The following is a 26,592-nucleotide window of genomic DNA, read 5'->3' as shown; positions in this document are numbered from 1 at the left end:
CGCCGCCGTGGTGGACCGTCTCACCTTCAATGCCCACATCATCCAGACCGGCAGCGCCTCCTACCGACTCAACTCCACCACCCGAGCCAGAAAGGACCCCGCCACCACCTGACCCCCCCCCCCGGGAGCCAACCCCGGAACCGATGCATTGACCCGGAGGGTGGGGCCAAATCAAAGCAGCACAGTGGGGCCAAATGGGCTTGTCATTCTCAGACGGTGTCTGGTCACCTAAGGAAGGACGTGGCGTCCGTACGATCACCTTCCGCGGAACATCGACTCACCCCGAGCCATGCCGCGGGTGCCTGTGGCGCTGGGTGTAGTTGGGCGACTCAGCGTGAAGGAGCGTGACCGCCTGTATGAGGTGCTTCCGCTAGATATTTACTGTGTAGCTCGGCATTGGAACAGCTGCGAGGGGCATTTGCCCGGCTGCCCGCGTGCACCTCGAGCTCGTGGTTGAGTGACGCCGCGCTCGCCCTGTTGCTCGATTCAACCGTTCTCGCGCTGGCTCGACGAAGAGCCTCGACGAAAGGGCGAGGTGCGCTAACGATCTTGCGGGCAAGAATGTCTACCGGCGAGATCCATACGACGTCGCCAACTGGATCGGCGGCGACGAGGCCGGCCTCGATGTCGTTGTGCGCTCGGATGGACAGCGCTCGAGCTGGTCCGGTCAGGTTGGGTGCCTCGGCCTTCTCCGCGACGACATACGCCACTCCGAGCTTGACTCGAGTGTGTGGAGGGTCGCGTCGATGCCGGGCAGAAGGCCGGGCCTGGCGGCAATGACATCGAGGCTGGCCATGGTGGTGGAGGCGTGGGTCAGCTCGCGGTAGGCGGCACGAACTTCGGCGGCCTTGTGCATCAGGTCGGGGTCAAGACGAGCATCTGGGGCAGTGAGGTCGCCCCAGCGGCTGGCGAGGTTGCTCCACGCACGGCCGGCCTCGGCGATCGCCGGTGAGAGCCGGTCAGTGGGCTCGAGGTGGCCGGCGAGCTGTGCGGCGTCGACGAGCACCATGGCGGCGCCGGCGATGAGGCCCTGGGTGCGGGTGATGAGGACCATGTTGGTCGGCCATGCGTCGGAGGCGAGGGTGCGGTGGGCCTGGATGTCCCACCCGGCGAGGGCCCGGGAGATCCGGGTGTCGTCCTCGATCGGTCGGTTGGCTTCGCCCCGGAGCGCCTGGGTGAACCGTCCGTCGAGGTACCTGCCCGCGGCCGCCTCGGAGACGGCCATGCGGCGGATCCACTCGGTGGTCGGCGGTACGGCGTAGGGGGAGTGACGCCGGTTGAGCTCGATGGGCCGGTTAGTGCCGAGGGCGTCCTGGTACCGGTTGTGGCCGTGCTGGTGCAGGGAGACACCGACGGCGTGGGCGCTGACGTACAGGGCGTGCATGATCCGGGCGCGAGCGGCCTCGAGGTCGCGGTAGCTCTCGGTGCGCTGGACCGGGAGGTCGGCGCCGAAGCGGTGCACCAGGTCGCTGGCGTGACCGAGGGTCCTGGTCATCTGGGTCATGCGCCGATCGGGCTGGCTCACCGGTGGCCAGCTGGTGCTACGCAGGCTCCTGCCGATCGCGTCCCCGACCGAGACCAGGCGAGTGATGGGTTCGTCGCGGGTGTGCGCGCCTGCCCCGAACTGCTGCCCGGGCAGGCTGCTCCACAGCGTCGCCGCGGCCGCGACGAGGTCGGGCCAGCCGTGGAGGAGTCGGCCGGCGTCGTCGCCGGCGACGTCCATCAGGAGGTGGCGCGCCGTGTGGTCGACGTCGTGCAGCAGCTCGCCGACGGTGCGGATGTCCCGAGATGTGAGCGGGATCTGCGTGGTGTCGAAGAGCGCGTCGTCGACGTCGGCGAAGCCGCTCCGGTGGTCAGCATCCAAGGTCGCGTGCCTCCCGGATCAGGTCGCACAGGTCGACCACGAGCTGGGAGCTGTTGACCAGGTCGGGGCGGTGGGCTGGGAGCGGCCGGGTGAGTTCCTCCGCGGCCGTGAGCAGCTGCAGCGCGCTCTGCCCTTCGAGGTCCTCCTGGTCGACGTCGGGCAGCCGGTAGTCCTCGGGGAGGAGCGAGCTGGCCCGTGCTTGTGCCAGGTAGACGCCGAGACCGAGGGACTGCAGCGGTGAGTCTGGTTCCGCCCCTTCCCAGGCGCGGGTGGCGGCCTGGTGGAGCAGCTGGGCGATGGAGCCGAGGCGGTCCCAGGTGTCATCGGCGGTGAGGGTGTGCACGGGGTGGTTCCTTTCGGTCGGAGTCGTCCGGGATCGGGTCTGGTTCATGAACCCATGGCGGGGCCGGTCCCTGCTCTGGCGTGGATTGGGGCTGTGGATAACTCCGTTGTGTCGGCGGCTGGGCACAAACTGGTCTCGTTCGCCTAGGTCGCGCGGAGGTCGTCGGACGATCACCCCGCGGCAAAGTCGAGAGATTCGCACTAGTGTTGACTGATGGAGGTGGTCGAGATGAAGGTCCCGATGACGGTGCTGAGGGTCGTGACCCTCGGGCCTGCGCTGCTGGTGAGCTTCGTGCTCGCCGTGGTGGTGTTCGCGCTGCTGCCGCCGGCGCTGGGCCTGGTGCTGTTCCTGGCCTCGGCGGCCGTGCTGGGCGCGTTGGCGCTGGGCCAGCTCGAGGTGGTGGCGATCGGGTTGCTGACCCAGTCGCGGCCGGCGACGGAGGCCGAGTTCCGGGTGATGGCGCCGTTCCTGGCCGAGCCGGCTGGCCGTGGCGTCGACGTCGGTTCCCTGTACGTGCGTCGTGTGCAGCGGCCGCAGACGCCGGTGGCGTTGGCGATCGGGCACAGGGCGGTGGTCATCACGCCGGGCCTGGTGGAGGGGACCTACCGCGGCGGCGTGACCGGCGCGGAGGCGGTGGCGGTACTGGCGCATGCTGTCGGTCGGCGTCGTGCAATCCGCCCGCGGCTGGAGGCTGCGGTGCTGGCGGCCACGACGCCTTGGCGGATGGTGGTGGCCACCTTCCGCTGTGTGGGTCGGGCGTTTGCCTGGCTGCCGTTCATGCGGGTGGCCTGGACGCTGCGCGGCGTCGTGGGCGTGATCTGCGTGGTGCAGTCGGTCACTGAGGGCCGGACCTGGCCGGGGCTGCTGGGTGGGGCGGTCATCGCGCTGACCTACCTGGTGCCGACGGCCGGCCGCGTGATCGAGGCCCGGGCGGAGGTTGCTGCGGACCAGCTGGTGGTCGAGCTCGGGCTGGGCGGGGTGCTGGCGGGACTGCTGCGCCGCTACGGGCAATCCGATGACGCTCGAGCGGCTGGCAGCGCCTCGAAGCGGCCGCGGAGCCGCCTCAGCGGCCGCGGCTGCACCTGGTCCCCGGCTGAGCCGCTCGTGGGCAGTCCACGCACCTAGTCGTCGTCCTGGAAGCCGGACGTCGAGTGGTGGACGCAGCCGCGGCCGTCCCCGACGTGCGGCTTGTGGTTCATGCACGGCAGCGGGCCGAGCTTGTGCGAGCAGTCGACCCATCGCACGGTCGACTGACTGGGGGCGGCCGGGGTGATCGGGGCAGCCATCGCTGACACCTCCTGGCCTATCGGCGAGGGCCGCGGCGGCGGCCGAGCTGGGGGCGCTGGTAAGCGGCGGTGTCGGTGTGGTCGTGCTGCCGGCCCGATCGTTGGACCTGCGCGATCTCGGCGTCGGGGGAGGGGCCGGTATCGGCGGCCGCGGCCTGCGCGGCGGCTTCCTCGGTGGCCCGGATCTCATCGGCGCGCTGGCGGGCCTCTTCCTCAAGTGCTACTTCCTCGCGAGCGGTGTAGTCGCTCATGGTTACTCCCAGTGGATCCGCGGACCGGCACCGGCTGCGCCGGTCCTCCTGGTCTCCTAAGTCCGGCCCAGGCGTGGGGGCGATCACATGGTGCTCAGCAGTTGCCCCACAGGCCGGTCTCGGCGCCGTGGGCGTCCTGTGCGGCCGCGGCGAAGTCGGTCTCGCGAGCGAGCTGCTGGTCGGTGTCGTAGACCCGTGCTGCGCCGGCGGCCAGGAGCTCGCGGGCTGCGTCGGTGCCGGCGTGGTCGACATAGCGCAGCATCCGGCCGTAGCGGTCTCGGTCGGGCTGGCCGATGTCGGTGGTGAGGAAGACGGTGCTGCCAACCGGTGCCAGCTGCTCGAGCTGCTCGGTGGCTTCGGTGGAGTAGCACTCGGCCGGCGTCGGGGGATGGGCGACTTCGGGGGCGTCGATGCCGAGCAGGCGGACTCGGCCGAGATCGCCTCCGTCGAGGTCCTCGACGCGAAGCGTGTCGCCGTCGAGGACCACCACGACCCGGACTCGGGTCGCGGTCGCCTCGCTGCCAGCGGGGTCGGCGGGGGCGCCGGGCAAGGCAGCCTTGATCCCGCCGGCGGCGAGGACGGCGATCGCCGCGGTGGCGATGCCGCCGAGGGCCTTCACCTGGCCACCCGCAGCTGGGCCGCTCGCCGGCGCCGGAACCGCCCGCTGCTGTTCGCGGAGGCCGGGGGAGCGGGATGTTGGCCGGGATCTGCTCGTCGACGTCGAGCCCGCTCATAACGGCGCCGGCCGGGCAAGGTGCCGGCCGCCATGGTCGAGGTCTATGGCGTCCTCATCCCGCCCTACCGAGCCGGGGACCCGGTGGCCGGGGCGGCGGCGCTGGCATCCGGGTCCCGGCCGTGCTCGGACATCCGGCGGCGGGCGTTGTCGGAGATCTCGGCGGCGATGCCGGCCGACTGCCGGGCGCTGGTCGCAGCGTGGTCGACGACGTCCCCGAGGAGGCGAACGTCCTCATCAGCGCGGCCGAGCTCCTTGCCGGCAGTGCGGATGCTGCGGTCCAGGGTGACCGGTTCGAGCAGCGCCGGCGGAGTGACGTCCTGGCTGGCTCGGCGCGCGCTGTCGACGTGCTGGGCGGCGAGCTGCGCCACCGGCTTGGCAAGCGCGACCATCTCGCCGACGACCGCGATGCGTGGCTTCAGCTGCGCGACGTCGCCCGCGACGACGGGATTGGAGGGTTCGGCCAGGTCGAGGAAGCCGCGGGCCTCGGCGAGCGACTCCGAAGCGCGGTTGAGGTGCCCGAACAGCTCGCGGGTCAGCTCCGGCATCTCGTTGCAGCGGGTCTGGAGCCGACCCAGGTGCTCGCTGGCCGCCCCGAGGTAGAAGTCACCGCGGTCGGTGAGTCTCGCCTTGGCTGAGTCGAGCTCGGCGTCGTCGAGCACGCGGAGTGCGGAGGTGATCGTGGTCTGGATGTCCTCAACCACCCGTCGGGCGCGGCCCACGGCCCGCTCGGCGACGAAGACGGCGTCGGCGGCGCGCAGCGTGGTGTCGGTGGACGTCATGCCGATTCGCCTCCTCCGCTCTCGGGCGCCGGAGAGCTGCTGGGCGGAGGCACGAGCTCACACAGCCGGTCGAGCGAGGCCAGGGCCTGCTCGAGGTGATCGCGGACCTCCTGAACAGGGTCACGATCGGGGGTATCGGTGGGCGTGCTCACGGGCAGCTCCTTGGTGGACCGGGTACATGTCTCAGTCACCAAAGGAAGCCCGGCCCGCCGGGACGATCACCGAGCCGAAGAAATCTGGATCCGGCGCCGGCTCACCGAAGCCCGGTGGGTGTTCCTAGGGCTGGTCCCAGTTCATCGACTCCTGGCCGTCGTCGACGCCCTGGCTGATGATGTGGGCGGTGGCGTTGTGGGCGGCGCTGAGGTGCTTGTGGAGGTCGACCGCGAGGCCGCGCGCCTCCTCCAGATGGAGTCGCGCGACGCCGATCGCCATGGACGGATCGGACTCGTCGGGCATCGAGTCCATGCTGAGCACCTGGTTGGCCAGGGCCTGCTCGAGCGTGCTGGACAGCTGCGAGAATGCCTGTGGGAACGCGGCCGCGATGTCGGCGAACTCAGCGAGCTGGTCAGACGTCTCGGCCGGGATCCGGTCCCGCTCCCACATCGTGATCCGGTTGAAGCCGAAGACGTGTTCGCGAGCCGCCTTCGCGTGCGCTGTTGCCTCGAGTCCGCCACCGTCGTCCACCTGCTGCTCCTTCGGTCATGATGTGGTCTCTGGTTGTCGAAGTGTCGCTGATCGCGGCCGGTGTTCGCTCGGCCGACGGCGCGGCTGTGGATAACCGGTCAGGGGCTCCCAACAGGGCCGGGGGCGGGAGACTGAGCGGCCATGGACGACCAGGGGGCTCTGATCGCACGAAGGGCGTCAATGCCACTGCCGCGTGGTTCAACGCCCCGGCCGACGTGGAGGCCTACCCCCGGCGCGCCGCAGCGGTGGGGAGTGGAACGCCTACTGCGCGCCGGCACTATAAGCACTAAGGACGCCACCGTCGACGAGCTGCTCGACGACCTCGCCGAGGTGGCGCGACCAACGCCAATCGGCGAATGGCATCGCCGAGCTCGAGGCGGTTCTACGTTGCCAAGCTGCCGTGAGCTCTACAGCTGCGGCGTGTCGTGACCGCCGTCGGAGGCGGGCGGGAGTTCGCGCCGCCGGCGGCCGGCACCGAGCCGGCCCAGCGCCGGGTCCGTGGCGTCCGAGGGCGCTCCGGTGGCCAGCGTCTCCCGGATGTAGCGGTCGAAGCCGGGCATGGTGAATCGGAGCTCGCCGTGCCCGACCGGCTCGATGATGCCCTTGTCGATCAGGCGTTCACGGGGAACACCCAGCGCCTGGGTGGGTCGCTCGAGCGTCGCGGCGATCTCCGCGCGCGTCACCGTCGTGCTGCCGGCGCCCGCCATGACGGCCATGATCTTCTTCTCCAGATCGCTCGCGGCCGCCCAACGTGCGGAGTACATGGTGGTCAGCTGGTCGTCGGCGACCGGAAGCCCGGCGTTCACGTCGTCGATGTCGAGCACAACGCCCTCACGTGATGGGCGCGCCGCCTCCCAGGTGGCGTGTGCGAGAACCTGCAGCAGGTAAGGGAAGCCCTGGGCCTCCGACACGACCGCTTGCAGGGCCTGGGAGGTCCAGTGAACTCCCAGGTCGTCCGCGGGCTCGGCCACCGCCGTCTCCGCGGCCGCGGGTTGAAGTCGTGGGAGGGTGAGGAAGGTGCTGCGCTCCCCGAACGTGGCCGCCTTGACCAGGGCCGCGGGCGCCGAGGGCAGCCCGGCGCCGATCACGGCGAAGGGGTTGTCCTCCCGTTTCCCGGCCAGGTTCTGCATCGCGTTGAGAAGGACCGCGAGGTCGTCGCGCGCAGCGGCGTGCAGCTCGTCGACGAAGACGACCAGGCCCGCGCCGCCGCGGCCGCGCACCTGCCTACTCGTCTCGTGCAGGAGGTCCTCGAGGGCTGAGATCCGGGCGCCTCGCGGCGGGTCGCCTTCATAGCGGTCCGCCGACGCCGAGGCGCTCACCTTCACGACGCTGGGCACGCCGATCTCCACGCCGATTCGCTCCAGGCGGAGACCCCACCGTCCCTTCTCGGCGCGGGGCAGGATGTCGGCAGTCTCGATCGCTTTCCCGATCCGGCTTACCAGGTCCGGCAAGAACGGGGCGCTGCGTCGACAGGAGACCCAGGCGGTGATGAATCCATGCCCCTCAGCGTCGCGCTGTGCCTCGCGCAGGAGCGAGGTCTTCCCAACACCACGCGGGCCCTGAAAGACCAGGAGCGGACCACCCATCTCGCCGTAGGTTCCGATCCGGCTCAGGTAGCCGCGAATGCGGTTCTGCTGCTCCTCCCGGCCGGCCAGCACCCGAGGCAGCTCGCCCGGAGAGTAGGGGTTCGGCAACATCAGGATCTCCCATACATCTTGTTACACGTCAGCCATGTGTAACGACCTGTATGCCCGCGGCGCGCTGCTCAACGGGTGATGCCGCGCGCGTCGGCCGCGCCGCCGGCGAGCAGTGCACGGACCGTGAGACGACGGCGGGCCGCGCCGTCCGGACTCTCGGCCGCGGGACCGACCTCTTCGACGTCGCGACTGGGACGGCTATGTCGCACCGGCGGATGGGCGGCCTCGCTGAGAGATTCGGCCAGGTCCTCGACGTCGGCCTCCAGAACACGCTCAAGGAGGTCGGCGATGCTCGTCGGGGAGCCGTCGCACTCGGCCGCCAGGGAGGCGGCCAGTTGGTCGAGCGCGGCGTTGCCGAGCGCGGTGAAAATGACGAATCCGGGACCCGTGTTCTCAGTTTGGGCTGTGCTCATGGTCCACCTCGCTTCCTGGTCACCTAAGCCTCGATCCACCGATGAGGTCGGTCGGGTGAGCGTGCCGTGAAGTGAGAATGCCCTTACGTGCTGGAAGAATTTGACTTCTCTAGGGTCCAATTCACGCCATCACGAAGGGCATCTCGTAGATGCAACTTTGCCACACGCCCCGCGCGACCTCGGCGGTGTTCGATGATCCGAATCTCGTGTCGTCGGCCGGGCTGGTCCCGGTCCTCACACTGGCCCAGTCCGCGGGGCTCCAAGAACTGGCCCAGACGCATCTGATCGTCCCGACCGACAAGGGCGCGAACGCCGGACTGAAGGTCACCTCGCTCGTCGCGGGAATGGTCGCCGGCGCGGACAGCATCGATGACATGGCTCTGCTGCGCCACGGTGGGATGGGACGGGTGTTCGCAGGCGCCTACGCGCCCTCGACCCTAGGTTCGTTCCTGCGCTCGTTCAGCTTCGGTCACGTCCGTCAGCTCGACGCGGTCGCCTCGAGGTTCCTGACCCAGCTGGCTGCCCAGGCACCGCTGGTCGCTACCTCAAGTGACTCCGGCGAGAGGGTGTGATGGTCGACATCGACGACACCATCATCGAGGTCCACGGCTACGCCAAGCAGGGTTCGAGCTACGGCTACTCCGGGGTCCGCGGACTCAACGCGCTGCTCGCGACCGTGTCGACCAGCGCGTCGGCGCCGGTGATCGTGGCCCAACGGCTCCGGAAGGGATCGTGTGGTTCACCGCGGGGCGCGGCCCGGCTGGTCGCGGACGCGTTGAAGACGATCGGCTCGTTGTCCCCGGCGACGCCGTTGGTGCGTGCCGACTCCGCGTTCTACGGCTACGCCACGGTCGGTGCTGCGCTACGAGCTGGCGCCGATGTCTCGGTCACCGTCCGGATGGATCCCAAGGTCAAAGCCGCAATCGCCACCATCGATGACGATGCGTGGACCGCCATCGAGTACACCGACGCCATCTTCGACGAACCCACCAGCACCTGGGTCTCTCGCGCCGAGGTCGCCGAGATTCCGTTCACCGCGTTCACTTCCAAGAAGAAGGCGGAGCAGGTCACCGGACGGCTCGTGGTCCGCCGGATCCCCGACCTCAAACCCAGCGCCAAGAACGGTCAGGCCACTTTGTTCGACACCTGGCGCTTCCACGCGTTCTTCACCACCACCGACCCGGCCGTGGCAGACACCGTGGCCGCTGACAAGACCCACCGCGGCCACGCGATCATCGAACAGGTCCACTCCGACCTGAAGAACTCTGCGCTGGCGCACATGCCGTCCGGGGTGTTCAACGCCAACGCAGCCTGGCTGGTGCTGGCGGTCATGGCGTTCAACCTCACCCGAGCCGCCGCGACCATCACCGGCCCAGCCCTGGCCAAGGCCACCACCGCGACGATCCGCCGCAAACTCATCGCCGTCCCGGCCCGGATCGCCTCCTCGGCACGACGGATCACCATGCACCTCCCGGTCGGGTGGCCCTGGCAGGACGCCTGGCGACGGCTCTTCGCTCACGGCCAAGACCCGCCACCGATCGCGGCCAACTGACCGCAACGACGGCGCCGAAACCGTCGCCACCCTGGTGACCGTCCTCCGGCCTGGCAGCCGGCGGCATCATCTCCGCAAAGTCCACCCATTGGCGACTGTGCGCCTGAGTTCGCCGGACTCATAGTGGGGTAGCGCGGTGAGGCTGACGGTTCCGACGGTGGATCGAGGCTTAGCGAGGGGGCTCATGGCGGATACACACAACGCACAGTCAAGCCGATGCGGCTCCTGCCACTGAAGCCTGCTGAGGTCGTGGGCCTTCTGAAGTCGGCCGCGGAAACGGGATGTTCGGCGGGCGGCGGAACGCCGCGAGACCTCCCCGCGGCCCGATGAGCAGGCTTGGCGTGGGTCGGCGAGTTCAGGCGGTGATGTGCGCTGCTGCGAGGAAGCCGGCGCCGAGGACGACCACCGCCGACACCGGCGTGAAGAGCCCGGCTGCGATGTACAGCAGGCTCTCGACGACACAGAGCCCGGCCTTGCCGACGTAGGAGGCAACGATGGCGCCGGCAACGACGATGGCGGTCGTCAGCATCACCTGAGCGCGGGCTCTAATGTCGCGCTTCTCCGTTTGCTGGTGCTGGACGTCGAGGCGTGCCTCGTCGATGTAGAGCTGACACTCCTCGTCGGTCCAGTTCGCGGGTGGGAGCTTCGGCGCATCGGGGCTCGCGTGCGGGTGACGGGGAGGGTTCGATCCAGGAACAAAGACGATGAAGGCGTACCCGAAGAACAGCTTCGCCTCTTCGAATGCTGCCCGGACCGCCGTCCTGGCCCGCTCTCTGCGGCTGGTCACGGGCGTCCTTCGATGTGCCGGGCGATGGCAACTGTGACTGGGGTCGCAACCGCCTCGGGGAGGAACAACCACTGACCTGCCGGGTTCAGATCGATGAACCACCAGTCGCCGTCCTCGTCCTGGATCCAGTCCTGGGCCGAGTAGCCAACACCGACCGCCCGGCTGGCGACCAGGGCGAGTTCGCGGACGTTCTCGGGGACCGGTGTGGTCGTGAAGCCATGGTGTCCGGCGGGAGAGAGCCTCCAATCCAGCGGCAACTCGTCAGCGAGCAGAGTCGCCGACCATGCCTGTTGGCCCACCGTGACGATGCGAGCGTGAACTGTGGCGTTCACCTGGCGCTGAAGGATGAACGGCACCCGGGTGATGATCTCGGGTTCGGACAGGTCGGCAACCGTGGTGGGGACGATCCATCCGTTGCCGTCGCCGTCGATGAATGACCCCGGGCCGAGCGGCTTGGTTACCCAGTTCCCGTCACGGGGGATCGCATCAGGGTCTGTCGTCACGATCCACGACGGCACCGGCACTCCGGCTGCTGCTGCGCGCCGGTACTGGTACGGCTTGTTCTCCGCTCCGCCGAGCCGGTCCAGAGGTGTGAGCCACGAGAAGCGTTCGTCGCGCGCGAGGGCGGCGAGCGCAGACATCGCGCCAGCGCGTGATGCCCCTTCGGCTCCCGGAGCGCTCATCGCCTCGGCCCATCCAGCGGGAGCAAGGCGACGCAACCAGCCTGGTCCCGGTGCGACGTTGACACCAGCGACTTCCACCGAGTCGCTGCTGATGGTGACCGGTGAGCGGAGGAATGTTGCCGCGTCCATGATGACCGGGTCTTCACCGAGCTCGCCCAGGACCGCGGCGACATGAGCATCTGCTCGGTCGCCGACGATGACGGCCGCGTTCAGCGCACCACTCCGGCGTCGAGCATCAGCCCGGCGCGGTCGTTGTCGACGGTCTCGATCTGGGCGGTCTCGATCGTCCCGGGGAACGGTTTTGGATCTGACGCGTCAACCTGGGTGGGCACGCAGTTGCTGGAGTACAGCGATTGGCTTGAAGGACGCTTGGCCGGCACTTCAACGCACCACTCCGGCGTCGAGCATCAGCCCGGCACGGTCGTTGTCGACGGTCTCCACGGACGCTGTCAAGCGGGTCCCGGGGTCTGGGCGAGTGTCGGGATCACCGCCGTTGCTCGGCACCGCAGCGTCGTACAGGGTGGATTCGTTCATTAGTCGGTTCCTCCTGTCGTGGTCGGTCGGTCTGTTGGTTCGAGTCTGGACGACCACCGCGGTCTGGTTCGGCAGCACACGCTTCCGGTCGCCCGGACCCTGGTCAGCTGGGAGCCTTGTCGACGGCAGCCTCGGGTAACCAGATGTGCTCGAGCTGCTTGGTGAGCTTCTGGGTGTAGTCCTGGACCTGTACGAGATACCAGTTCTGGAACGCGGTGGGGAACAGAAGCGCGACCGCGAGGACGGCGGTCCCCAGCCGCCGCTTCCAACGGCGCGGGAGAAGCTCCGCGTAGTCGGCAGCTTCGAATGCGTTCATGGGTTCACGATGGCAGAAGCCTCCGACATTCAGATTGGCTCTGCACTCCGCGGGCGGCCGAACCTCCGACCGGAACGCCCTTGGTGATTCCTGAAGTGTGAGCGGTCGTCCGCGGGGTCGATCTCGGGTCAGGCGGTGTCCCTGTTCGGGAACTCGGAGCCGTGTCGTGTCACGGACTCCTACTTACAGAGTGTCTGGGCCGTGCCGTCGTGCCTACCGGCGGGGGCTGCGGTGTACTGGGTTCGAAGAGCCGTGCTCTTGTCCAGTACCCGCGTCGCGCCGGAGCCTCGGGGCGTCACGGTCGGTGGATTCGGCGTCGTGTTCGCCGAGTCCAACCTGCCGAACCAGCCGGTAGCGCAGTTCGCGGGCGGGGGTGTCGCCCAGGGGTGCTGCTGCGACCAGGGCGCGGGTAGCGGCGCCGATGTCGTGGCCTTGCTCGTGGGCCTGTTGCAGCATCGCCGCGGTGGCGGGCCAGTCGCCCTGCTCCACCAGTCGCGGGTCGACCTCGCGGGCCAGCGGGGCCCAGCGTTCCGCCGGCGACTTCGCGGCCGCGGCCTCGAGGCGGGCGCGGATCTCGTTGCTGCTGTTCAGCTCGGCCTGGGCGGCCTTACGGGGATCGGCGTCCCACGCCTTGATGGCGTCGCGCAGGTCCCGCCGCGACCGCAGTTGGGAGAGCTGCAGTCGGGCGCGCACTTGGTCGGTGCCCGGCGCCCAGGCGCGGCTGGGCCGGGCGGCAAGGACCCGCATCGCGGCCACGCGGGCCTGCTCGGGCGCAAGGTCGTCGAGCCGCTCGGAGAGCAGCTGGTCACCCAGCGTCTGGCCGCTGGCCAGCGCCGCGGTGAGTGCCGCGGGGCCGCGGTGGGCGAGCAAGTCGGCCGGGTCCAGGCCCTCGGGGAAGCGGGCGTAGCCGGGGTCGAGACCGTGCGGGGTGAGCATCCAGAAGTCGCGCTCGGCCGCGACCTGGCCGGCGAGGTCGGCGTCGGTGGCCACGATCGGGTCGCGGCCGATTCCGCCGAGCTGGGAGGCCTGCTCGTCGGTCAGTGACGTGCCGAGCGGGGCCACGCCGAGGTAGCGGCCGGCGCTGGCCAGCGTGACCGAGATCGCGTCCATGGGGCCCTCGACGATGACCGGGACGGCGCCCTCGGCGAGGAGTTCGTCGACGACGCCGTACAGCTGAGCGCCCTTGTGGAACAGCGGGGTGTCGGCGGTGTTCAGGTACTTCGGGCCGCCCTTGTCGGCGTCGGTGAGGTCTGGTCGGCGTCGGCCGACGAACCCGAGCACCTCACCGTTGTGGACTACCGGGAACATCACTCGGTCCCGGAACCGGTCGATCAGTCGGCCGGTGCTGGCGGTGGTGGCGACCCCGGTGGCCAACATCTCGGCCTCACTGACGCCACGCTGGCGCAGGTGGTCGACCAGGTTGGTCCACCCGGCCGGCGCCTGTCCGGGACGGAAGTGCTCGTGCCCGGCGATGTCGATCCCGAACCGGCCGGTGAGGTGGTCGCGACCCCATGAGTCGGTGAACCCGGACTCAAAGAAGGCCTGCGTGATCTCGTTGATCTCGATCATGCGTTCGCGCGTGACGGGGAAGGAGTACCACTCATCGGCCCGCTGGTACATGAGGCGGATGTCGGCGTCGGTCGGCTCGAGCGGGGTGCCGCCGAGGTCGCGGATGTACGCGGCCAGCGTCAGGTCGCCCTCGACGAACTGCTGCTCGTCGACGTTGTCGGCCGCCGACGGGGCGACGTCGACCTGGTCGATCGCCTCGTCCGGCTCGGGCTGGTCGACCAGGTGGTTGTCATCGGCCTCGAGGTCGTGCGGGAGCGGCCATTCGATGTCGTCGGGGTGGTCGACCAACGTGGCCGGGTCGGGCTCGACGCCGTCCCACATGTCCACCGGCGGCTCGTCGAAGTGGTAGTCGTGCTCGTGCTCGTCGGGGATCGGTTCGAGCGCGATGGAGGTTCGCCACACCAGCGCCTGGCACTCGTCGACGTCGTCGGAGGGCAGGGCGGACCCGGACGAGAGCAGGGCTTCGAGCTGCCAGCCGCGCTGCAGTCCGTGGTCGACGTTGGAGACCAGCGCGGGCCACCAGGCGCTCGCCTGGATGCGGGCGGCCCGCTCCTCGCCGAGCAGTTCGGGCAAGTGTGCTGCCCAGCTGGTGGTGACCCCCTCGCCGTGAGAGCCGTCCCCGACCTGGACGGCCACGGCGGGCGAGAGGTGGCGTGCCATGCGCCACCACAGCGCCGCCGCGGCGTGCTCATCAGGAAGAGGTCCGGCCCCAGTGTCAGCCGACGTGGCGGTGCGGAGCAGCTGGTGGGCCTCAACGCCGGTGCGTGACATGGCCGCGAGCCGTTCGGCAAGGAGCGGGGTGAACTCGTCGCCGCGGACCTGCGGGGCCAGCGAGTAAAGCAGTTGGCGCCATTCCGTGAGCGCTGGGGTGTGGTCGCCGGTGATACGCCGGTTGAGCCGTCGCTGGTAGGTGGAGGAGGCTTTCTGTAGCTGCGGCGCGCCGGTCGCGCGACGGTCGTCGACGGGGACCTGCATGGCCGCTCGCCAGACCTCGACGTCGGCCACCGTGTCGGTGTCGGGTCGGATCCCGTTCTGCGCCCAGGTCGGCAGCGACGTCTGTGCCGCGGCCCGGCGGCGGACCTCGTTGGCGAGCTGGTCGACCAGGTGCGCGCGCTGGTCGAGGTAGGCACCCCAGTGCGGGTCGTCGGCCAGTCTCTCCGGTATGCCGGGCATCCAGGGCAGTGGGCCGGTGCCGGCGTTGCGCATGCCGGAGGCGTCCAGCCGCCAGTCGAGCACCGCGGCGCGGTCCTCGGCCGAGACCAGTTCTCGGTCGCTCGCGGCCGCGCGCATCGCCTCCACGGGGCTCTCACCCGCGGCGCCAAGCAGCAGCAGATGGGCGCGCAGCGTGGGCCAGGCAGCCTCATCGGCCAGGCCGGGAAGCAGCTGGTCGACGATGCTGTCCAGGGCCTCGACGACATCGGGACCGACGACGTTCTCGGCCGCGACGTAGAGGCTGTCGAGGTAGCGCTGGGCTGCCTCACCGAGCCGGGTAGCGGGGTCGGCCTGCTCGCGCATGAGGCTGGTCGCGGACCGCTGGGCGTCGTCGCGGGCCAGCATCGACTCGAGGATGTCGGTCGGGGTCAGCGGGCGGACCAGGGTCGGGTGGATCACCGAATGCGGGTCGCCGTCCCCGACGACCTCGAGATAGACGTGGTTGCCGCTCTTGCCCCGGGTGAGCATCGTGTAGAGCTGCTGGCGCGACTCGGTGCCGGTGGCCAGCCCGTGCATGGTGTCGGCGGTGACGCCCTGGGCGGTGTGCACGGTGCAGGCGTAGCCGAGCTCGGTGGAGGCCCCGACGTACTCCTGGGGGAGGCGGACGGTACGGCCGTGCTGGGTGTGCTGCACGGTCAGGTCGCCGCCCTCGTGGAGGCCGACGACGGTCCACCGATCGCCGTTCTTGACCCAGTCGGTGGCCGAGGTGCGCAGCTTGCGGTCGTTGGTGCGGGTGATGATCAACTCGCCAATGCTGGCCTCGTTGCCGTCGGCCAGGCGCCGGGCCAGGCCGGGCCTCGCGGGGTCGGCCCCCGCGAGTCGGTGGGCGCGGGCCTGCTGGTTGAGCTCGCTGACCAGCTCGCGGGTCGGGGCGAGCATGATCGCGTCCAGCCCTGCTGCACGGTCGGCCTGCCAGGCCGCGAACACGTCCTCGGTCATCGTGGCCAGGTCTCCCACGTGCACCCGGTCGCGGTCGAGGTAGAAGCCCAGGGCCTCGCCCTTGCCCTCGCGCAGCGCCAGCGAGGCGGCGCCTTCGGCCGGGTCGGTGAACCGCACGAGCTCGGTCAGCTGCAGCGCGCCGTGGGTGGCGCGGATGTCGCGCAGCACGCCGCCGGCGCCGATCGCGGCGAGCTGCTGGTCGTCGCCGATCAGGCGGACGCTGCCGCCGCGCTCGAGGACGTGTTGCACGGCGATGTCCAGGGAGAGCGTGTCGGCCATGCCGGCCTCGTCGATCACCACGAGCGTCTGCGGGCCAATGCCGGCGACCCAGTCGGGCGCATCGCCGGTGATCAAGGAGTGGGTGAGTTTGGCGAGGGTGTCGGTCTGGGTGTCGGTCTGGGAGCCCATGGACTGGCGTAGGGCGTCCGCGGCCGCGGCTGAGGGGGCGAGGCCGATCACGCTGCCGCCGCCGTCGGTCCAGGCCTGGGCGAGCGCCCGCATCGCGGTGGTCTTGCCCGAGCCGGCGGGCGCGATGGCCAGCTGCAGCCGGGCGCCGGAGGTGGCCATCTCCTTGACCAAGGTGGCCTGGCCGGCGTTTAGGGTGACCCCGTTGGCTTCGGACTCCAGGAGAGCCAGTGCGACGTTCTGCTCGTCGACCGCGTAGCCGTCGCGGCGACCGGCGGCCTCCACCAGGCGCTCTTCGGCGGCCAGGACCTTGCTCGAGGTGAACAGGTGGACGCCGCCGACGGTGTAGACCGAGGACCCGTCCAGCTTGCGCAACTCGGGCGGCTCGGAGATCTCGTCGAAGGGGCGAGTGATGCTGATCGAGCAGCCGTCAAGGACCTCGCTGACCAGCAGGCCGACGACGGTGCTGACCTGGTCGGTGGGCACGTTGGCGGCCCGCACCTGGCGCTGGGCCTCGGCGTAGACGTGCCAGTACTGCCAGGTGGCGCGGCCGCCTTCCATCGTCGTCACAATCCGATCGCTGATCTTGGCGAACCACGCCGCGTCGGCGACCGGGGCGGTCGCGGCGGCGGTCGGGTTGAGTGCGCCGTGGAGCATCTGCTGGAGGTCTCGCGGTGAGCCGAGGACCTCGACCGCCTCGCGGTTCCAGGCCTCCCGCTGCTCGGCCAGCGAGCTCGGCTCGTGCTTGGCCTCGCGGGTCTCCAGCGTGGCCCGCTGGGCCAGCTGCAGCGTCTCGATCGGTGTCGGCGGGCGGCCGTGGGATGCCTGGAACTCGGCGGCCAGCACCTTGCGGCGGGCCTCGACGCTGACGCGGCGCTTGGAGAAGCGGTGGTTGAGGTCGGGGTCGACGCCGACGATCTCGCGCACCGGCCGCTTCCGGGCGGCGGGATTCGGGCGCTCCGCGAACCGCACCCCCAGCGCGTCGCCCAGGTGCCGCTCGAGCGCAGTGTTGTAGGTCTCCGAGGCAGAGACCTTGGCCTTGTAGAGCAGCCGGCCGTCGATCGCCAGCCACTTCCCGTCGAGGGTCTGGACCTTGTTCGCGACCGCGACGTGGGTGTGCAGATCCGGGTCGCCGGCGCGGGAGTCGCGGTGGGTGAACGCCGTGGCCAGCAGGCCGCGGACGTTGACCTGGCGGATCCCGTTGGTGCCCTGGCGGGTGAACAGCGCCTTGGTCTCGATGAAGTGCAGCGCGTCCTTGATCGCCGCCTGGTGGGCGCGCTCGATGACCGCGGCGGTCTTGGGGTCGGCCAGTGCCCACAGCGTGGAGACGCTCTTCACCGGCGAGAAGGTGAGGTCGTATCCGGCCACGGCGTTGGTCTTGGGCCGGGAGTGCTTGGCGATCGTGGCGGCGAGCTCGCGCGCGTCGGCAGGCTCGCGGCCGTGCTCGGCCCGGAAGAAGTCACGCCCGACCTCGGTGCGAATCCGTGCCCGCTCCTGCGCGGGGACCGGCCAGTCGCCCGGCAGCCCGGCGGCCTCGTTGACGGCCGCGAGGCGCTTGGCGACCTCGACCCGGAAGGCGCTGACGTCGTTCTCGAAGACCTTGTACGGGGTACCGAGACGAGCGGCCGCCTTGTAGTCGGCCTCGGTCGGGCTCGCGACGTCGGCGCGACCGACCCGCAGATCCAGCTCCTTGATCCGCTGGTCTGCGAGGGGGTGGTGGCCGGCGCCGAACAGTGCCGACATGTGGTCGGCGGTCACGATGTCGCCGGCGTTCAGGCCCTCGATGCCCGCCATGCCGGACCCGACCCACACGCCGGGAGTCTCGCCCTTCTCGGTGTAGTAGCTCGCGAGCCCGACGTGACCCTTGTCGGTGGCGTCCATCGCTGCGACCTGGCGGGTCAGGTAGTCGTACCCCGACCCGGCCGTCAGCTTGTGGAGGCTCATCGTCACGGGCACCTACGTCCGATCGGGGCCTCGGAACGATCAATTTCGCAGCGAAGTTTCGTCTGTTCTTTCTATTCGGCGAACCGGGAATGCACTAGGTGTGTGGAGGTTGGGGTGCGACTGAGTTCGAGGGGGGACGCTGGGGCGCTCGGGAGGGGCTCAGCGGTGTCGGTGTGAGGGTGCTGGTCGGGTGAGGCTGGTGAGGGTGTTGGAAAGGTTCTTCGGCGGTGGTGATCGCTCGGGGTCCGGGTTGTGTCCTAGGTGACTGTCAGAGTCCATGTCGACACGAGCGAGGGATGACCGGATGAGTCAGCAGACGATGCGCCAGAAGGCGCGACGTGACGCGCGGAGTGTCACGTCGAAACGGAGGGCTGCGCTCTTCGAGCGCGCCAAGCGGCTGGAAGACCTGGCGGTGCAGGTGATGACTGCGGTCGGAGAGCGGGACGCTGCGGTGGCCGAGGCAGAGAAGCGGGCTGGGGCCGCGCTGCGCGAGATGACGATGGTCGAGGGCGTGACACTGCGCGAGGCCGTCGAGTGGTGCGGCGACCAGATCGGCGTGCGAGAGGCGACGCGGCTGCGGCGGCTGGCCGAGAACGACCAGGACGCCGAGAAGGGCGACGAGGACGGCGCTAGGGCGCCGGCCGCGACGGCTGCGCCCGCCGCGAGTGGGGGAGCGGGTGCCGGTACGGCGGTTGGATGACGCCGGCCTCGCGGCAGTGACTGCGGCGATCGCGGACCCGAGGGTGCTCGCGCGCTACCGGGCCAAGGTCGCCACGGTGCCGGGGAGCGAGTGCCTGTGGTGGACCGGGGCGGTTGCGGGCCGGTCCGAGCGTGACCGCACGGACGGCGGCGGACATGGTCTGTTCTGGTTTGCGCCGGGACGGGTGATCATCGCGCACCGGTTCGCGTTCGCGGTGATGAACGGTGTGGACGCGCTCGCCCAGGCGCGGCTGCTCGGGCACCGGTGTCACAACCCGCTGTGCCAGCGGGTCGCACCGGATCACGTGGTGGCGTCGAGCGCGGCGCAGAATCGGCGCGAGTGGTCGGTCCAGCGGCGGCTGCCCTACAGCCCACTGGCCGACCCGCGCGGCCCGCGTCGGCGGGCTCGGGAACTTCGCGACCTCGCGCGTGAGGACCCGCAGCTAGTGGCCGACGACCTCGCGCGACTCCAAGAGCTACTGGGCGAGCAACTGACGCTGTGGTGAGCGACGCGGCGTCACCACAGCGCCGCCTGGGCTCCGGCACCGGCCGGTGCGTGCTGGGCGCAGTCGGTGGCCAGCAGATGGCGGCCGTCGCTGGTCGACCAGCACAGCGAGTCCAGACAGGCATAGTGCTCGCACCCCATCCGAACCAACGGCGGGCAGTCGGGGCCGACGAAGCCGGAGAGGAAGTTGATCCGGCGCAAGGGACGCCCGCAACGGACACAGCACTGCGGGCGGCGCGCCTGCCGGATGGTGGCCAAGGGATCACCCGGCCTCAGCGGCGAGGTCGAGCCGTGCAGACGCGGCGGTGGCAACGGCGGTGATCTGCGCGGCGAGCGCACGCAACTCGGCGGGCGTGCCCTCAATCGCGATCACGTCGTCCTGGGCGAGAGTCAGGACCGGGCGGCGGTGCTCCCCAGCACCCACCCAGTCTTCGCCCGGGGTGAGGACCTGGACGCTGGTCTCAGCGGCGGCCAGCCACTCGATGTGTGCGCTCATCGGATCACCTCGACGGGGAAGGTCGTGGCGGTGTTCGGCGTCTGCTTGGTCATGGCTCCTCCTTCGGTTGGGCCGGTGGCGGGCCGGACTCGGGGTCTCAGCCCGCCACCGGAAGAACTGGCGCGGATGGTCAGGCCGGGGCGAGCGCGGTCCAGGCGCCTCGCTTGATCCGGTCGGGGTCGTCGCTGGTGAGCACTCGCGTGGCGCGGGCGGTGGCCTCGTCGCCCTTAGCTCGGACGGGGGCGTAGTGGTCGACGTACTCCGCGAAGGCCTGGTAGCCGGCCCACGCGGTGTCACGGATGCCGGCCTGGGTGTCGGCGTCGGCGAACAGCCAGTGCAGCCGGGAGCGGCGGCGGCGCTCGGTCTCGCGGACCCGGTTGGTGGCGTTGCCCTCGGCCTTGCCGAACGTGGCGTCGATCAGTGCGTCGAACGTGGCGTCGGTCATGGTCTGCTGGATCAGCCGCTCGGCCTCGACCTGGAACGCGTCGACGTAGGTGAAGGTCAGCCCGAGCGCGTCGCGGGCGGCCTGGACGGCGGCCTTGGCGTTGCGGGTGTGGCGGATCGAGAACGACGACTCGCAGTTGCTCAGGGCCGCGCTCTGGGTGTTCGCGCAGACGACGCGGACCGGGGTGACGAGGATGCGGAACGCGCTGGTGCCGTCGTGGCTGTTGAGCGCGGCGATGTTCAGGTCGACGCGGTCGGTGCCGCCGACCGTCAGTGAGTCCGGCAGCTGCATGGTGATGAACACCTGCCGCCCGCCGCGCAGCGACCCGGCGGTGTCGAAGATCGCGCCGGACTCGTCGGCCAGCAGGTTCAGGAAATCGGCGTGGTCCTCGTTCTGCAGCGGCGTGTAGCCGCCGCCGACGACGCCGAGCGCCTCGGGTGCTCCGGTGAACGGGTTGGTGCGCACCGTGGCGAAGCCGGGGACCTCGATGGGGGTGACGCCGCCGTCGCTGACCTCGGCGGTGGTGAGAGGCAACTTGCGGACGTCCCAGCCGCCCAGGTGCCCGAGCCTCATGGCCTCCTCGGCGGTGAACGCGCGGTCGCGGACGGTGGTGCCGAGCCGGTGCCAGGCGTCCTTGCGGGCGAAGACGGCCGCTGCCTGGGTGCCGTGGGTCTCGATCTCGTGTGCCATGTCGGTGGTCCTCCTGTGTCGGAAATCAAACGAACTGCGTTCATTCTATTCTTTCTATTCCACTGAGGGCGGTTCTCCACAGGAAGAACCGCCCTCAAGGGGAGAGGGTGGTCAGGCCGCGTCGGTGCTCGCGTCGTTCTCGACGGCCTCGGCCTCGTCGTCGGTGGCGCTTTGGTCGCTCGGCTCCTCGCCGATCAGCAGCCGCTCGACGTCGCTGGGCTGGTAGCCCCACTCGATGAGCGCGGCGAGCATGCGGGCGTCCCACTGGCTCGGGTTGCGCCACGTGTGTTTGCCGATGGAGTCCTCCCACGCCGCGACGACGGCGGCGAGTGTGGTCATGATCGCGCCCTTGGGGCTGGTGGCCCGGGTCGCGATCTTTTGGCACTCCTCGTAGCCTGCGCCGTAGTAGCCGCTGGGCACGTCGATGCCGAGCAGGCCGAACAGCCTCGGGTGCCGGTGCTCCATGGCCTTGCTCAGCGTGTGGTGGCCGGTGACGACGGCCTCGCAGATCAGGGCCTCGGCACCCTTCGGCGCGGTCTTGCGGGCCACGAACGTACTCAGCCAGTCCCGGCGCACGGTCTCGGCGCTGGCCCAGGCCTTGTTGTTCGCGATGACGCGGCGGCGCTCCTGGCGGCGGGCCTCGGCCTCGGCCTCGGCGGCGGCGTCGGTCCCCGGGTCGTGAGCCTCGGCGTCGTCGCCCTGGTCGTCGTCGGTGCGACCGACACGGCTCCGGTGGACGAGTCCGCTGGCCTCGATGTCGGTGACCACCCACAACAGCCGGTAGACCTTCACCGGCTCGGCGTACTCGTCCTCGGCGTCGGCGTCGGCGTCCTCCTCGCCCTCGGTGGCCTCCGGCTCGGGGTACTCCCAGTCCTCGGTGACGATCACCGCGACGCCAGAGAGGTTCGGCCACTCCTCGACCGGCACCGGCTCGCCCTCAGGGGTGCGCATGTCTTCCAGCACCAGCGACCCGTCCGTCTCGTCGGCCTCCTGCGCGGAGAGCACTGGCAGGCCCTCGGCCCGCAGCCGCACGACCTCGGCGGCGTACGCCTCGCGCTCGGCGGCTTCGTCGCGCAGCTTCTGGGCGACATGCTCGACCGAGTCGCCCCAGCGCGTGGTCCGTGCACGCTCCAGGCGCTCGGCGGCATCGGGGTCGTGCTCGAACTCGGCGAAGATCGCGGCCTCTTGGAGAGTCAGGTCGCCGGATTCCAGCCGGTTGCGGGTCTGGTCGGCCTTGGTGACCGCCAGGGCGGCGTTCACGGTCGGGCGGTCGATGGAGGTCCGCTTGGCGATCTGCGCGGCGCTCACACCGATCAGGGCCAACTGCTCGACGCCCGCAACGATCTCGGTCTCGCGCATCCCGGCGCGGTGGATGTTCTCCACCATCTGGTCCCCGATCCGGTCGGCCTCGTCGGGCAGGGGGACGACGCGGGCCGGGATGAATCCGGTTGGGGTGCCGACCTCGGCGGCGGTGACGGTGCGGCGCTGGCCGCGCAGCAGGACGTACTGCCCGTCCTCGTTGCGGTAGACGGTCACGGCCTCCAGCACGCCGCGCTCCTTGATCGACTTGCGGAACTCCTTGTGGTCGGCGCGCAGGTCGGTGCGGACGTTGCTGCCGATGATGATGTCGGCGGGGTCCAGGTGCAGGAACTCCTCGGTGGCCTCGCGAGCGAGGGTGTCGATGGGGGTCTGGATGGTGTCGGTCATGCGGCTGTCCTCCGTGAGTAGAATAGAAAGAACTGACAGGGCTAAGCCTGCCAGTGGGAGCCGACGTCTACCCGCCCTCGGGCCGGACCTGTGGAAAGGTGGGCGCGTCTCCGATGGTGGGGATAACCCGCCCGCGTAGGCGCGGCCTCGGCTGGCGTCGCGTCGAGGCGCGGCTGCGCCCCTCGGAGCTGGAAACGGAAGGAAACGCGGGACGGTGAGAACAGCTGCGCAGTGCCCCGGCCGGGAATGCAGCGGCGTTGGTGTTAGCGGCCGCAGCCGGCCGCCGGCGGACGAGACCAGGGAGTGACCAGGTGACGAGCCAGACCACGATCCCGGTCGGGATCTACTGGAAGCCCGGCGTGTGGGACCTCGCCCGATCGGCGTACATCGCGGACCTGGACACCGACCCGGACTCACCCGGTGCCTTCGTCGGCTGGCTCGCCCAGGCGCTCGAGCTGCACGCCCGCCGCGCGTCACAGCAGCGGGCCGACATTGCCGCGGCCGCCGAACGTCATCGCGCGCAGGTGAGTACCAGGAAGAGCTTCAGCAAGAAGCACGACCTGCCTGCCTCGACGATCGAGGCGGTCGAGGACGCGATCGTCACCGACCGCCAGGAGCTCGGGCGCGCCATCGGTCGCTCGGCGTTTGCCATGGAGGCGGTCATCGTGGCCGCCGACGAAGCACGCCGGCGCCTGGGCCGCGAACTGCCTCCGCCTCCGCAGAAGCTCAGCAACCGACCGCCGCGGCGCCGGCCGGCACACTTCAGCTGACCTCGCCCCGGTCCGCTCGAGCTCGGCCGGTCGGCCAGGCCAATCTTGTCGAAAGCGGCCCGTTGTGTCGGCGGCCGCGGCTACTGTCTGGCTCGCCCCGATCCGGTACCCGAGAGCCGGATCGGGGCCTTCTGCTGCCCGGGGGGGCCTCGAGCCACGTTGCGCCGGCACTGATCGCTCCCCGGGCCCCTGGTCGACCTAGGAGACTGCGGGACGGCACGCGTCCTGCCTGAACCTAGGAAGAGCGCATGTCGACAGGGACTGCTGCACAGATAGGTGACATCTGAATCTGCGTCGATGTGTCGGCGCTGGAAGGATGTTCCCCATGCCAAAGGCGTTCCCCAAGGAGTTCCGCGAGGACGTGATCCGGGTCTACAAGGACTCGGACTCCTCAGTTGCCCAGGTCGCGAAGGACTTCGGCATCTCGCCGTCGTGCCTGAAGCGATGGCTCACGATCGACGAACGGAACTCATCACGATCATCAGGTCGTATGAGCCCGACGACTGAGTCCGATGCGCTGCGTGAAGCGAACAAGCGGATCAAGCTGCTCGAACAAGAGAACGAGGTCCTGCGTCGCGCTGCTGCGTACCTTTCGCAGGCCAACCTGCCGGGAAAATGATGTACCCGCTCGTCCGCGAGCTGGCCGCAAAGGACGCCCCGCTGCGGGTGACCGTCGCGGTGACGTGCCGGGTCCTCAACATCGCACGCCAGCCCTACTACCGCTGGCTGAAGTGCCCGGTCACCGACACCGAACTGGCCGCCGCCTACCGCGCCAACGCCCTGTTCGACGCGCATCGTGACGACCCTGAGTTCGGCTACCGATTCCTGGTCGACGAAGCGAAGGAGGCTGGCGAGTCGATGGCCGAGCGGACGGCCTGGAGGATCTGCTCCGAGTTGGGTTGGTGGTCCTCGCACGGCAAGAAGCGCGGCAGCAACGGCAAGAAGCCAGGGCCGCCGGTCCACGACGACCTGTGCGCCGTCGTCGACAAGCACGGCGTGACGCGGCACGAGTTCAAGGCCGACAACGCGAACGAACTCTGGCTGGCCGACTTCAAATGCCGACGTCGGCATTTGAAGTCCTATGCCGACGTTCGAACTATGCCGATGTTGTCGGTGATGGCGTTTGACAGCTTGGCCTTCGGTGTTGAGAGGTCGGCATAGTCACAGCGCGGTGAGCCAGGCCAGGATGTCGGGTTCGGGCTTGTAGGTCCCGGGCTTGATGTCGGGTGGTCTCGTTCGGTCGATGGCGGCCTGCTTGATGGCCATGTCGGCGTGCAGGTAGGCGTCGGTGCTGTGGGTGTCGGCGTGTCCGAGCCAGAGCGCGATGACCGAGACGTCGACTCCGGCGGCGAGGAGATTCATCGCTGCGGTGTGCCTCAGGGTGTGCATCGTGACGTGCTTGGTCGCGAGGTTGGGGCAGGTGGTCGTGGCGGTGGCGAGGTGCTTGGCGAGGCGGTGCTCGAGGGCGTCACGCGACAGTGGCCATCCTTGGGGACCGCAGAACAGGGCCGTGCCGAGACGTGTGGCTCGTTCGGCGAGGTAGGCCTGCATGATGCCCAGGGTGGCTCGGGTCAACGGGGTGATGCGTTGGCGTCGTCCCTTGCCGGTGCAGGCGACGTGGGGGCCTGTGCCGAGGTGGATGTCGGCACGGGTCAGCGAACGGATCTCGCTGATTCGAAGCCCGGTCTGGACGGTGAGGGCCAGCAGGGCGTGGTCGCGTCGACCGGTCCAGGTGTTGGGGTCGGGCGCGGCGAGGAGTGCGTCGACCTCGGTGGTGGTGAGGAACTCGATGACGGGTCTGATGGTGCGCTTGGGTGGGATGGCGAGGACCTGGGTGATGGTGGCGGCGTGTTCGGGATGGTCCGGAAGGGCTCGGCCGAGCACGGAACGGATCGCGGTCAACCGAGCGTTGCGGGTCCTGGCGGCGTTGCCGCGTTCGTGCTCAAGTTGGTCGAGGAACCCGGACACGTTGGCGGCGGTGATGGCGTCGAAGTCGAGGGAGTCCGCGGGGACCCCCAACGTGGAGGCCAGGTGCTTGAGCAGCAGCCGCCAGGTGTCGCGGTAGGAGGCGATCGTGTGGGCGGACAAGTCGCGCTGATCGTGGGCGAAGGTGGTGAAGTAGGTCTGCAGGCTGGTGGCCAGGGCGTTCATGAGGGGTCTCCTTCGGGGTCGTGCTCGAGCAGGCCGGCGGCGCGGGCCATGAGCTCCCCGGTCGCGGTCAGATACCAGTAGGTGTGGGCGGCGTCGGAGTGCCCCAGCCAGGTGGCCAGCAGCGTGAGCACTCGTTCGGGGTCGCCGTGGTAGGCGTAGGCGGTGGTCATGTGCGCAGTGGCGAAGGTGTGCCTCAGGTCGTGCAGGCGGGGGCGTGCCCTTCCGCGCGGGGTGAGCCCGGCGGCCTCGCGAACCCGTTTGAACCGCGCCTGGAACGGTCCGTAGGCGTAGCTGGTTCCCTTGGAGGTCACGAAGACCGGACCGTGGGGGTCGGGGTGGGTGGCTGTTCGGGCAGGCAGGGCGATGTATTGCAGCAGGGCGGCCGTGGTCGTCGGGTGGATCGGGACCAGCCGTTCTGCTGACTTCGCTTCCTGGATTACCAGCAGGTCGTGGGCGGTGTCGATGTCGTCGACACGCAGGCGCAGGGCCTCGCCGATCCGCAGCCCCGTCGCAGCGAGCAGCCCGATAACGGTGCGCACGGTCGCGGCGATCCGCTCGTCGGTGAACGTCGTGTCGCAGGCGGCGAGCAAGGCGTCGATGTCGGCTTGGCTATAGATGAAGGGAACCGCCCGCGGCTTCCTGGCTGGCAGCAAACCGCTGGGGATCGCCGGGACGTCGACGCCGCTGGCGTTGAGGTGGTTGGCGAAGCGGCGGACCAGCGACAGCCGGGTGGCCCACCATGATGGATGCGCGTCGGGGTTGAGCCGCGCCCACCTCACGGCGTCGTCGATGGTGAAGGTCTGTGTCTGGCCGCGTGCCTCGAGCCAGGCGAGGAACAGGCCGACCTGCCGTTCGACGTCGTCGAGCTGGAACCCCAGGGCCCGTCGCATCGCCAGGTACTCATCCAGCCACTCGCGCAGCGTCGTCGGCGTCGTCGGTGTCGTCATCGCGGGACCTGTCCGAACGGCACGACCAGCTCACGCAGCGAGGCGAGGTCGACTTTCGCGTAGGCCATCTGAGAATGACAAGCCCATTTGGCCCCACTGTGCTGCTTTGATTTGGCCCCACCCTCCGGGTCAATGCATCGGTTCCGGGGTTGGCTCCCGGGGGGGGGTCAGGTGGTGGCGGGGTCCTT

At 69.8% G+C, this 26,592-nt stretch carries 28 protein-coding genes and 1 pseudogene; 7 read left to right on the top strand and 22 right to left on the bottom strand.

The features are described 5' to 3' along the window. Window positions 1–667: 667 nt before the first annotated feature. Together QWJ41_RS19380 and QWJ41_RS19375 are read right to left on the bottom strand one after the other, a co-directional pair. On the bottom strand, window positions 668–1,864 hold the full coding sequence (locus tag QWJ41_RS19380) for a hypothetical protein (protein WP_056678598.1): 1,197 nt from the start codon (window positions 1,862–1,864) through the stop codon (window positions 668–670). Then, window positions 1,854–2,207, bottom strand: a complete 354-nt coding sequence (locus QWJ41_RS19375) for a hypothetical protein (protein ID WP_056678597.1) — start codon at window positions 2,205–2,207, stop codon at window positions 1,854–1,856. Before QWJ41_RS19375 ends, QWJ41_RS19380 begins: the two co-directional genes overlap by 11 nt. Before the next feature lie 213 nt (window positions 2,208–2,420). Here QWJ41_RS19375 and QWJ41_RS19370 point away from each other — a divergent pair, with 213 nt between their 5' ends. Further along, window positions 2,421–3,332, top strand: coding sequence for a hypothetical protein (locus tag QWJ41_RS19370; protein ID WP_056678594.1), 912 nt, complete (start codon window positions 2,421–2,423; stop codon window positions 3,330–3,332). On the opposite strand, the gene QWJ41_RS19365 is transcribed toward QWJ41_RS19370, so the two are convergent. From QWJ41_RS19365 to QWJ41_RS19330, 8 genes are all read right to left on the bottom strand, one after another. After that, the gene (locus tag QWJ41_RS19365) at window positions 3,329–3,493 is read right to left on the bottom strand and encodes a hypothetical protein (RefSeq protein WP_156393529.1); all 165 of its coding nucleotides are present in this window, start codon (window positions 3,491–3,493) and stop codon (window positions 3,329–3,331) included. The genes QWJ41_RS19370 and QWJ41_RS19365 overlap by 4 nt on opposite strands. Window positions 3,494–3,510: 17 nt before the next feature. Beyond that, entirely contained in the window at window positions 3,511–3,744 is a 234-nt protein-coding gene (locus QWJ41_RS19360) for a hypothetical protein (protein ID WP_056678591.1), read from the bottom strand. 94 nt (window positions 3,745–3,838) lie between these two features. After that, a complete protein-coding gene (locus tag QWJ41_RS19355; protein WP_056678587.1) occupies window positions 3,839–4,363 on the bottom strand; it encodes a thermonuclease family protein in 525 nt (174 codons plus the stop codon). 179 nt (window positions 4,364–4,542) lie between these two features. Continuing rightward, window positions 4,543–5,259: a hypothetical protein gene (locus QWJ41_RS19350; RefSeq protein WP_056678585.1), complete on the bottom strand. Its 717-nt coding sequence runs from the start codon at window positions 5,257–5,259 to the stop codon at window positions 4,543–4,545. Then, the gene (locus QWJ41_RS19345; RefSeq protein WP_156393528.1) at window positions 5,256–5,411 is read right to left on the bottom strand and encodes a hypothetical protein; all 156 of its coding nucleotides are present in this window, start codon (window positions 5,409–5,411) and stop codon (window positions 5,256–5,258) included. The genes QWJ41_RS19350 and QWJ41_RS19345 overlap by 4 nt, the downstream gene beginning before the upstream one ends. Before the next feature lie 124 nt (window positions 5,412–5,535). Continuing rightward, window positions 5,536–5,943, bottom strand: a complete 408-nt coding sequence (locus QWJ41_RS19340) for a hypothetical protein (protein ID WP_056678582.1) — start codon at window positions 5,941–5,943, stop codon at window positions 5,536–5,538. Between the two features lie 407 nt (window positions 5,944–6,350). After that, complete coding sequence (locus QWJ41_RS19335) at window positions 6,351–7,640, bottom strand: ATP-binding protein (protein ID WP_056678579.1); 1,290 nt, start codon at window positions 7,638–7,640, stop codon at window positions 6,351–6,353. A 68-nt stretch (window positions 7,641–7,708) separates the two neighbouring features. After that, window positions 7,709–8,053, bottom strand: a complete 345-nt coding sequence (locus tag QWJ41_RS19330) for a hypothetical protein (protein ID WP_056678577.1) — start codon at window positions 8,051–8,053, stop codon at window positions 7,709–7,711. 149 nt (window positions 8,054–8,202) lie between these two features. Here QWJ41_RS19330 and QWJ41_RS19325 point away from each other — a divergent pair. Further along, window positions 8,203–9,605: pseudogene (locus QWJ41_RS19325) on the top strand (IS1380 family transposase). A 355-nt stretch (window positions 9,606–9,960) separates the two neighbouring features. On the opposite strand, the gene QWJ41_RS19320 reads toward QWJ41_RS19325, so the two are convergent. From QWJ41_RS19320 to mobF, 6 genes are all read right to left on the bottom strand, one after another. Beyond that, the gene (locus QWJ41_RS19320; protein WP_056678574.1) at window positions 9,961–10,392 is read right to left on the bottom strand and encodes a hypothetical protein; all 432 of its coding nucleotides are present in this window, start codon (window positions 10,390–10,392) and stop codon (window positions 9,961–9,963) included. Next, window positions 10,389–11,033 carry an MvdC/MvdD family ATP grasp protein gene (locus QWJ41_RS19315; protein WP_056678571.1) on the bottom strand — a complete coding sequence of 215 codons (645 nt, stop codon included), beginning with the start codon at window positions 11,031–11,033 and terminating at the stop codon, window positions 10,389–10,391. Before QWJ41_RS19315 ends, QWJ41_RS19320 begins: the two co-directional genes overlap by 4 nt. A gap of 251 nt (window positions 11,034–11,284) precedes the next feature. Continuing rightward, on the bottom strand, window positions 11,285–11,407 hold the full coding sequence (locus tag QWJ41_RS19310) for a hypothetical protein (RefSeq protein ID WP_268788281.1): 123 nt from the start codon (window positions 11,405–11,407) through the stop codon (window positions 11,285–11,287). Between the two features lie 49 nt (window positions 11,408–11,456). Further along, a complete protein-coding gene (locus QWJ41_RS19305; protein WP_156393527.1) occupies window positions 11,457–11,609 on the bottom strand; it encodes a hypothetical protein in 153 nt (50 codons plus the stop codon). 103 nt (window positions 11,610–11,712) lie between these two features. Beyond that, the gene (locus QWJ41_RS19300) at window positions 11,713–11,925 is read right to left on the bottom strand and encodes a hypothetical protein (RefSeq protein ID WP_056678569.1); all 213 of its coding nucleotides are present in this window, start codon (window positions 11,923–11,925) and stop codon (window positions 11,713–11,715) included. A 213-nt stretch (window positions 11,926–12,138) separates the two neighbouring features. Then, entirely contained in the window at window positions 12,139–17,994 is a 5,856-nt protein-coding gene (gene mobF / locus QWJ41_RS19295; protein ID WP_056679446.1) for a MobF family relaxase, read from the bottom strand. 304 nt (window positions 17,995–18,298) lie between these two features. Here mobF and QWJ41_RS19290 point away from each other — a divergent pair, with 304 nt between their 5' ends. Both QWJ41_RS19290 and QWJ41_RS19285 read left to right on the top strand, forming a co-directional pair. Further along, window positions 18,299–18,694 carry a hypothetical protein gene (locus tag QWJ41_RS19290; protein ID WP_056678568.1) on the top strand — a complete coding sequence of 132 codons (396 nt, stop codon included), beginning with the start codon at window positions 18,299–18,301 and terminating at the stop codon, window positions 18,692–18,694. After that, window positions 18,687–19,199 carry a hypothetical protein gene (locus QWJ41_RS19285; RefSeq protein ID WP_302710103.1) on the top strand — a complete coding sequence of 171 codons (513 nt, stop codon included), beginning with the start codon at window positions 18,687–18,689 and terminating at the stop codon, window positions 19,197–19,199. The genes QWJ41_RS19290 and QWJ41_RS19285 overlap by 8 nt, the downstream gene beginning before the upstream one ends. An 11-nt stretch (window positions 19,200–19,210) precedes the next feature. On the opposite strand, the gene QWJ41_RS19280 is transcribed toward QWJ41_RS19285, so the two are convergent. The 4 genes from QWJ41_RS19280 to QWJ41_RS19265 all read right to left on the bottom strand — a co-directional run bounded on the left by QWJ41_RS19280 (window position 19,211) and on the right by QWJ41_RS19265 (window position 22,536). After that, window positions 19,211–19,399 carry a hypothetical protein gene (locus QWJ41_RS19280; protein ID WP_056678562.1) on the bottom strand — a complete coding sequence of 63 codons (189 nt, stop codon included), beginning with the start codon at window positions 19,397–19,399 and terminating at the stop codon, window positions 19,211–19,213. 61 nt (window positions 19,400–19,460) lie between these two features. After that, window positions 19,461–19,694 (bottom strand): hypothetical protein, encoded by a 234-nt coding sequence (locus QWJ41_RS19275; RefSeq protein WP_056678559.1) that lies wholly within the window; start codon window positions 19,692–19,694, stop codon window positions 19,461–19,463. Between the two features lie 130 nt (window positions 19,695–19,824). After that, complete coding sequence (locus tag QWJ41_RS19270; RefSeq protein ID WP_302710099.1) at window positions 19,825–20,829, bottom strand: DUF932 domain-containing protein; 1,005 nt, start codon at window positions 20,827–20,829, stop codon at window positions 19,825–19,827. Window positions 20,830–20,940: 111 nt separating this feature from the next. Then, the gene (locus QWJ41_RS19265; protein WP_056680681.1) at window positions 20,941–22,536 is read right to left on the bottom strand and encodes a ParB/RepB/Spo0J family partition protein; all 1,596 of its coding nucleotides are present in this window, start codon (window positions 22,534–22,536) and stop codon (window positions 20,941–20,943) included. A gap of 311 nt (window positions 22,537–22,847) precedes the next feature. Here QWJ41_RS19265 and QWJ41_RS19260 point away from each other — a divergent pair, with 311 nt between their 5' ends. From QWJ41_RS19260 to QWJ41_RS19250, 3 genes are all read left to right on the top strand, one after another. Then, window positions 22,848–23,306, top strand: a complete 459-nt coding sequence (locus QWJ41_RS19260) for a hypothetical protein (protein WP_056680684.1) — start codon at window positions 22,848–22,850, stop codon at window positions 23,304–23,306. Window positions 23,307–23,631: 325 nt separating this feature from the next. Continuing rightward, a complete protein-coding gene (locus tag QWJ41_RS19255; RefSeq protein ID WP_056680686.1) occupies window positions 23,632–23,925 on the top strand; it encodes an IS3 family transposase in 294 nt (97 codons plus the stop codon). Next, on the top strand, window positions 23,922–24,467 hold the full coding sequence (locus QWJ41_RS19250) for a hypothetical protein (protein WP_302710098.1): 546 nt from the start codon (window positions 23,922–23,924) through the stop codon (window positions 24,465–24,467). The genes QWJ41_RS19255 and QWJ41_RS19250 overlap by 4 nt, the downstream gene beginning before the upstream one ends. On the opposite strand, the gene QWJ41_RS19245 is transcribed toward QWJ41_RS19250, so the two are convergent. Beyond that, window positions 24,468–25,457 (bottom strand): tyrosine-type recombinase/integrase, encoded by a 990-nt coding sequence (locus QWJ41_RS19245; RefSeq protein WP_056680689.1) that lies wholly within the window; start codon window positions 25,455–25,457, stop codon window positions 24,468–24,470. After that, a complete protein-coding gene (locus tag QWJ41_RS19240; RefSeq protein WP_056680693.1) occupies window positions 25,454–26,404 on the bottom strand; it encodes a tyrosine-type recombinase/integrase in 951 nt (316 codons plus the stop codon). Before QWJ41_RS19240 ends, QWJ41_RS19245 begins: the two co-directional genes overlap by 4 nt. Window positions 26,405–26,592 lie beyond the last annotated feature (188 nt).

It is taken from the genome of Nocardioides cremeus (genome assembly GCF_030518195.1).
GTDB classification, from domain to species: Bacteria; Actinomycetota; Actinomycetes; order Propionibacteriales; family Nocardioidaceae; genus Nocardioides; species Nocardioides cremeus.
The sequence above is the reverse complement of the archived record's forward strand: the minus strand, read 5'-3'. Positions and strand labels throughout refer to the sequence as shown.

Bases quoted from the DNA above. Each gene is read 5' to 3' on its own strand.
- QWJ41_RS19300 (WP_056678569.1), bottom strand. From the start codon at position 11,925: ATGAACGCATTCGAAGCTGCCGACTACGCGGAGCTTCTCCCGCGCCGT.
- QWJ41_RS19365 (WP_156393529.1), bottom strand. From the start codon at position 3,493: ATGGCTGCCCCGATCACCCCGGCCGCCCCCAGTCAGTCGACCGTGCGA.
- QWJ41_RS19245 (WP_056680689.1), bottom strand. From the start codon at position 25,457: ATGAACGCCCTGGCCACCAGCCTGCAGACCTACTTCACCACCTTCGCC.
- QWJ41_RS19330 (WP_056678577.1), bottom strand. From the start codon at position 8,053: ATGAGCACAGCCCAAACTGAGAACACGGGTCCCGGATTCGTCATTTTC.
- QWJ41_RS19250 (WP_302710098.1), top strand. From the start codon at position 23,922: ATGATGTACCCGCTCGTCCGCGAGCTGGCCGCAAAGGACGCCCCGCTG.
- QWJ41_RS19255 (WP_056680686.1), top strand. From the start codon at position 23,632: ATGCCAAAGGCGTTCCCCAAGGAGTTCCGCGAGGACGTGATCCGGGTC.
- QWJ41_RS19370 (WP_056678594.1), top strand. From the start codon at position 2,421: ATGGAGGTGGTCGAGATGAAGGTCCCGATGACGGTGCTGAGGGTCGTG.
- QWJ41_RS19240 (WP_056680693.1), bottom strand. From the start codon at position 26,404: ATGACGACACCGACGACGCCGACGACGCTGCGCGAGTGGCTGGATGAG.
- QWJ41_RS19270 (WP_302710099.1), bottom strand. From the start codon at position 20,829: ATGGCACACGAGATCGAGACCCACGGCACCCAGGCAGCGGCCGTCTTC.
- QWJ41_RS19290 (WP_056678568.1), top strand. From the start codon at position 18,299: ATGAGTCAGCAGACGATGCGCCAGAAGGCGCGACGTGACGCGCGGAGT.
- QWJ41_RS19305 (WP_156393527.1), bottom strand. From the start codon at position 11,609: ATGAACGAATCCACCCTGTACGACGCTGCGGTGCCGAGCAACGGCGGT.
- QWJ41_RS19275 (WP_056678559.1), bottom strand. From the start codon at position 19,694: ATGAGCGCACACATCGAGTGGCTGGCCGCCGCTGAGACCAGCGTCCAG.
- QWJ41_RS19360 (WP_056678591.1), bottom strand. From the start codon at position 3,744: ATGAGCGACTACACCGCTCGCGAGGAAGTAGCACTTGAGGAAGAGGCC.
- QWJ41_RS19315 (WP_056678571.1), bottom strand. From the start codon at position 11,033: ATGTCTGCGCTCGCCGCCCTCGCGCGCGACGAACGCTTCTCGTGGCTC.
- QWJ41_RS19350 (WP_056678585.1), bottom strand. From the start codon at position 5,259: ATGACGTCCACCGACACCACGCTGCGCGCCGCCGACGCCGTCTTCGTC.
- QWJ41_RS19265 (WP_056680681.1), bottom strand. From the start codon at position 22,536: ATGACCGACACCATCCAGACCCCCATCGACACCCTCGCTCGCGAGGCC.
- mobF (WP_056679446.1), bottom strand. From the start codon at position 17,994: ATGAGCCTCCACAAGCTGACGGCCGGGTCGGGGTACGACTACCTGACC.
- QWJ41_RS19335 (WP_056678579.1), bottom strand. From the start codon at position 7,640: ATGTTGCCGAACCCCTACTCTCCGGGCGAGCTGCCTCGGGTGCTGGCC.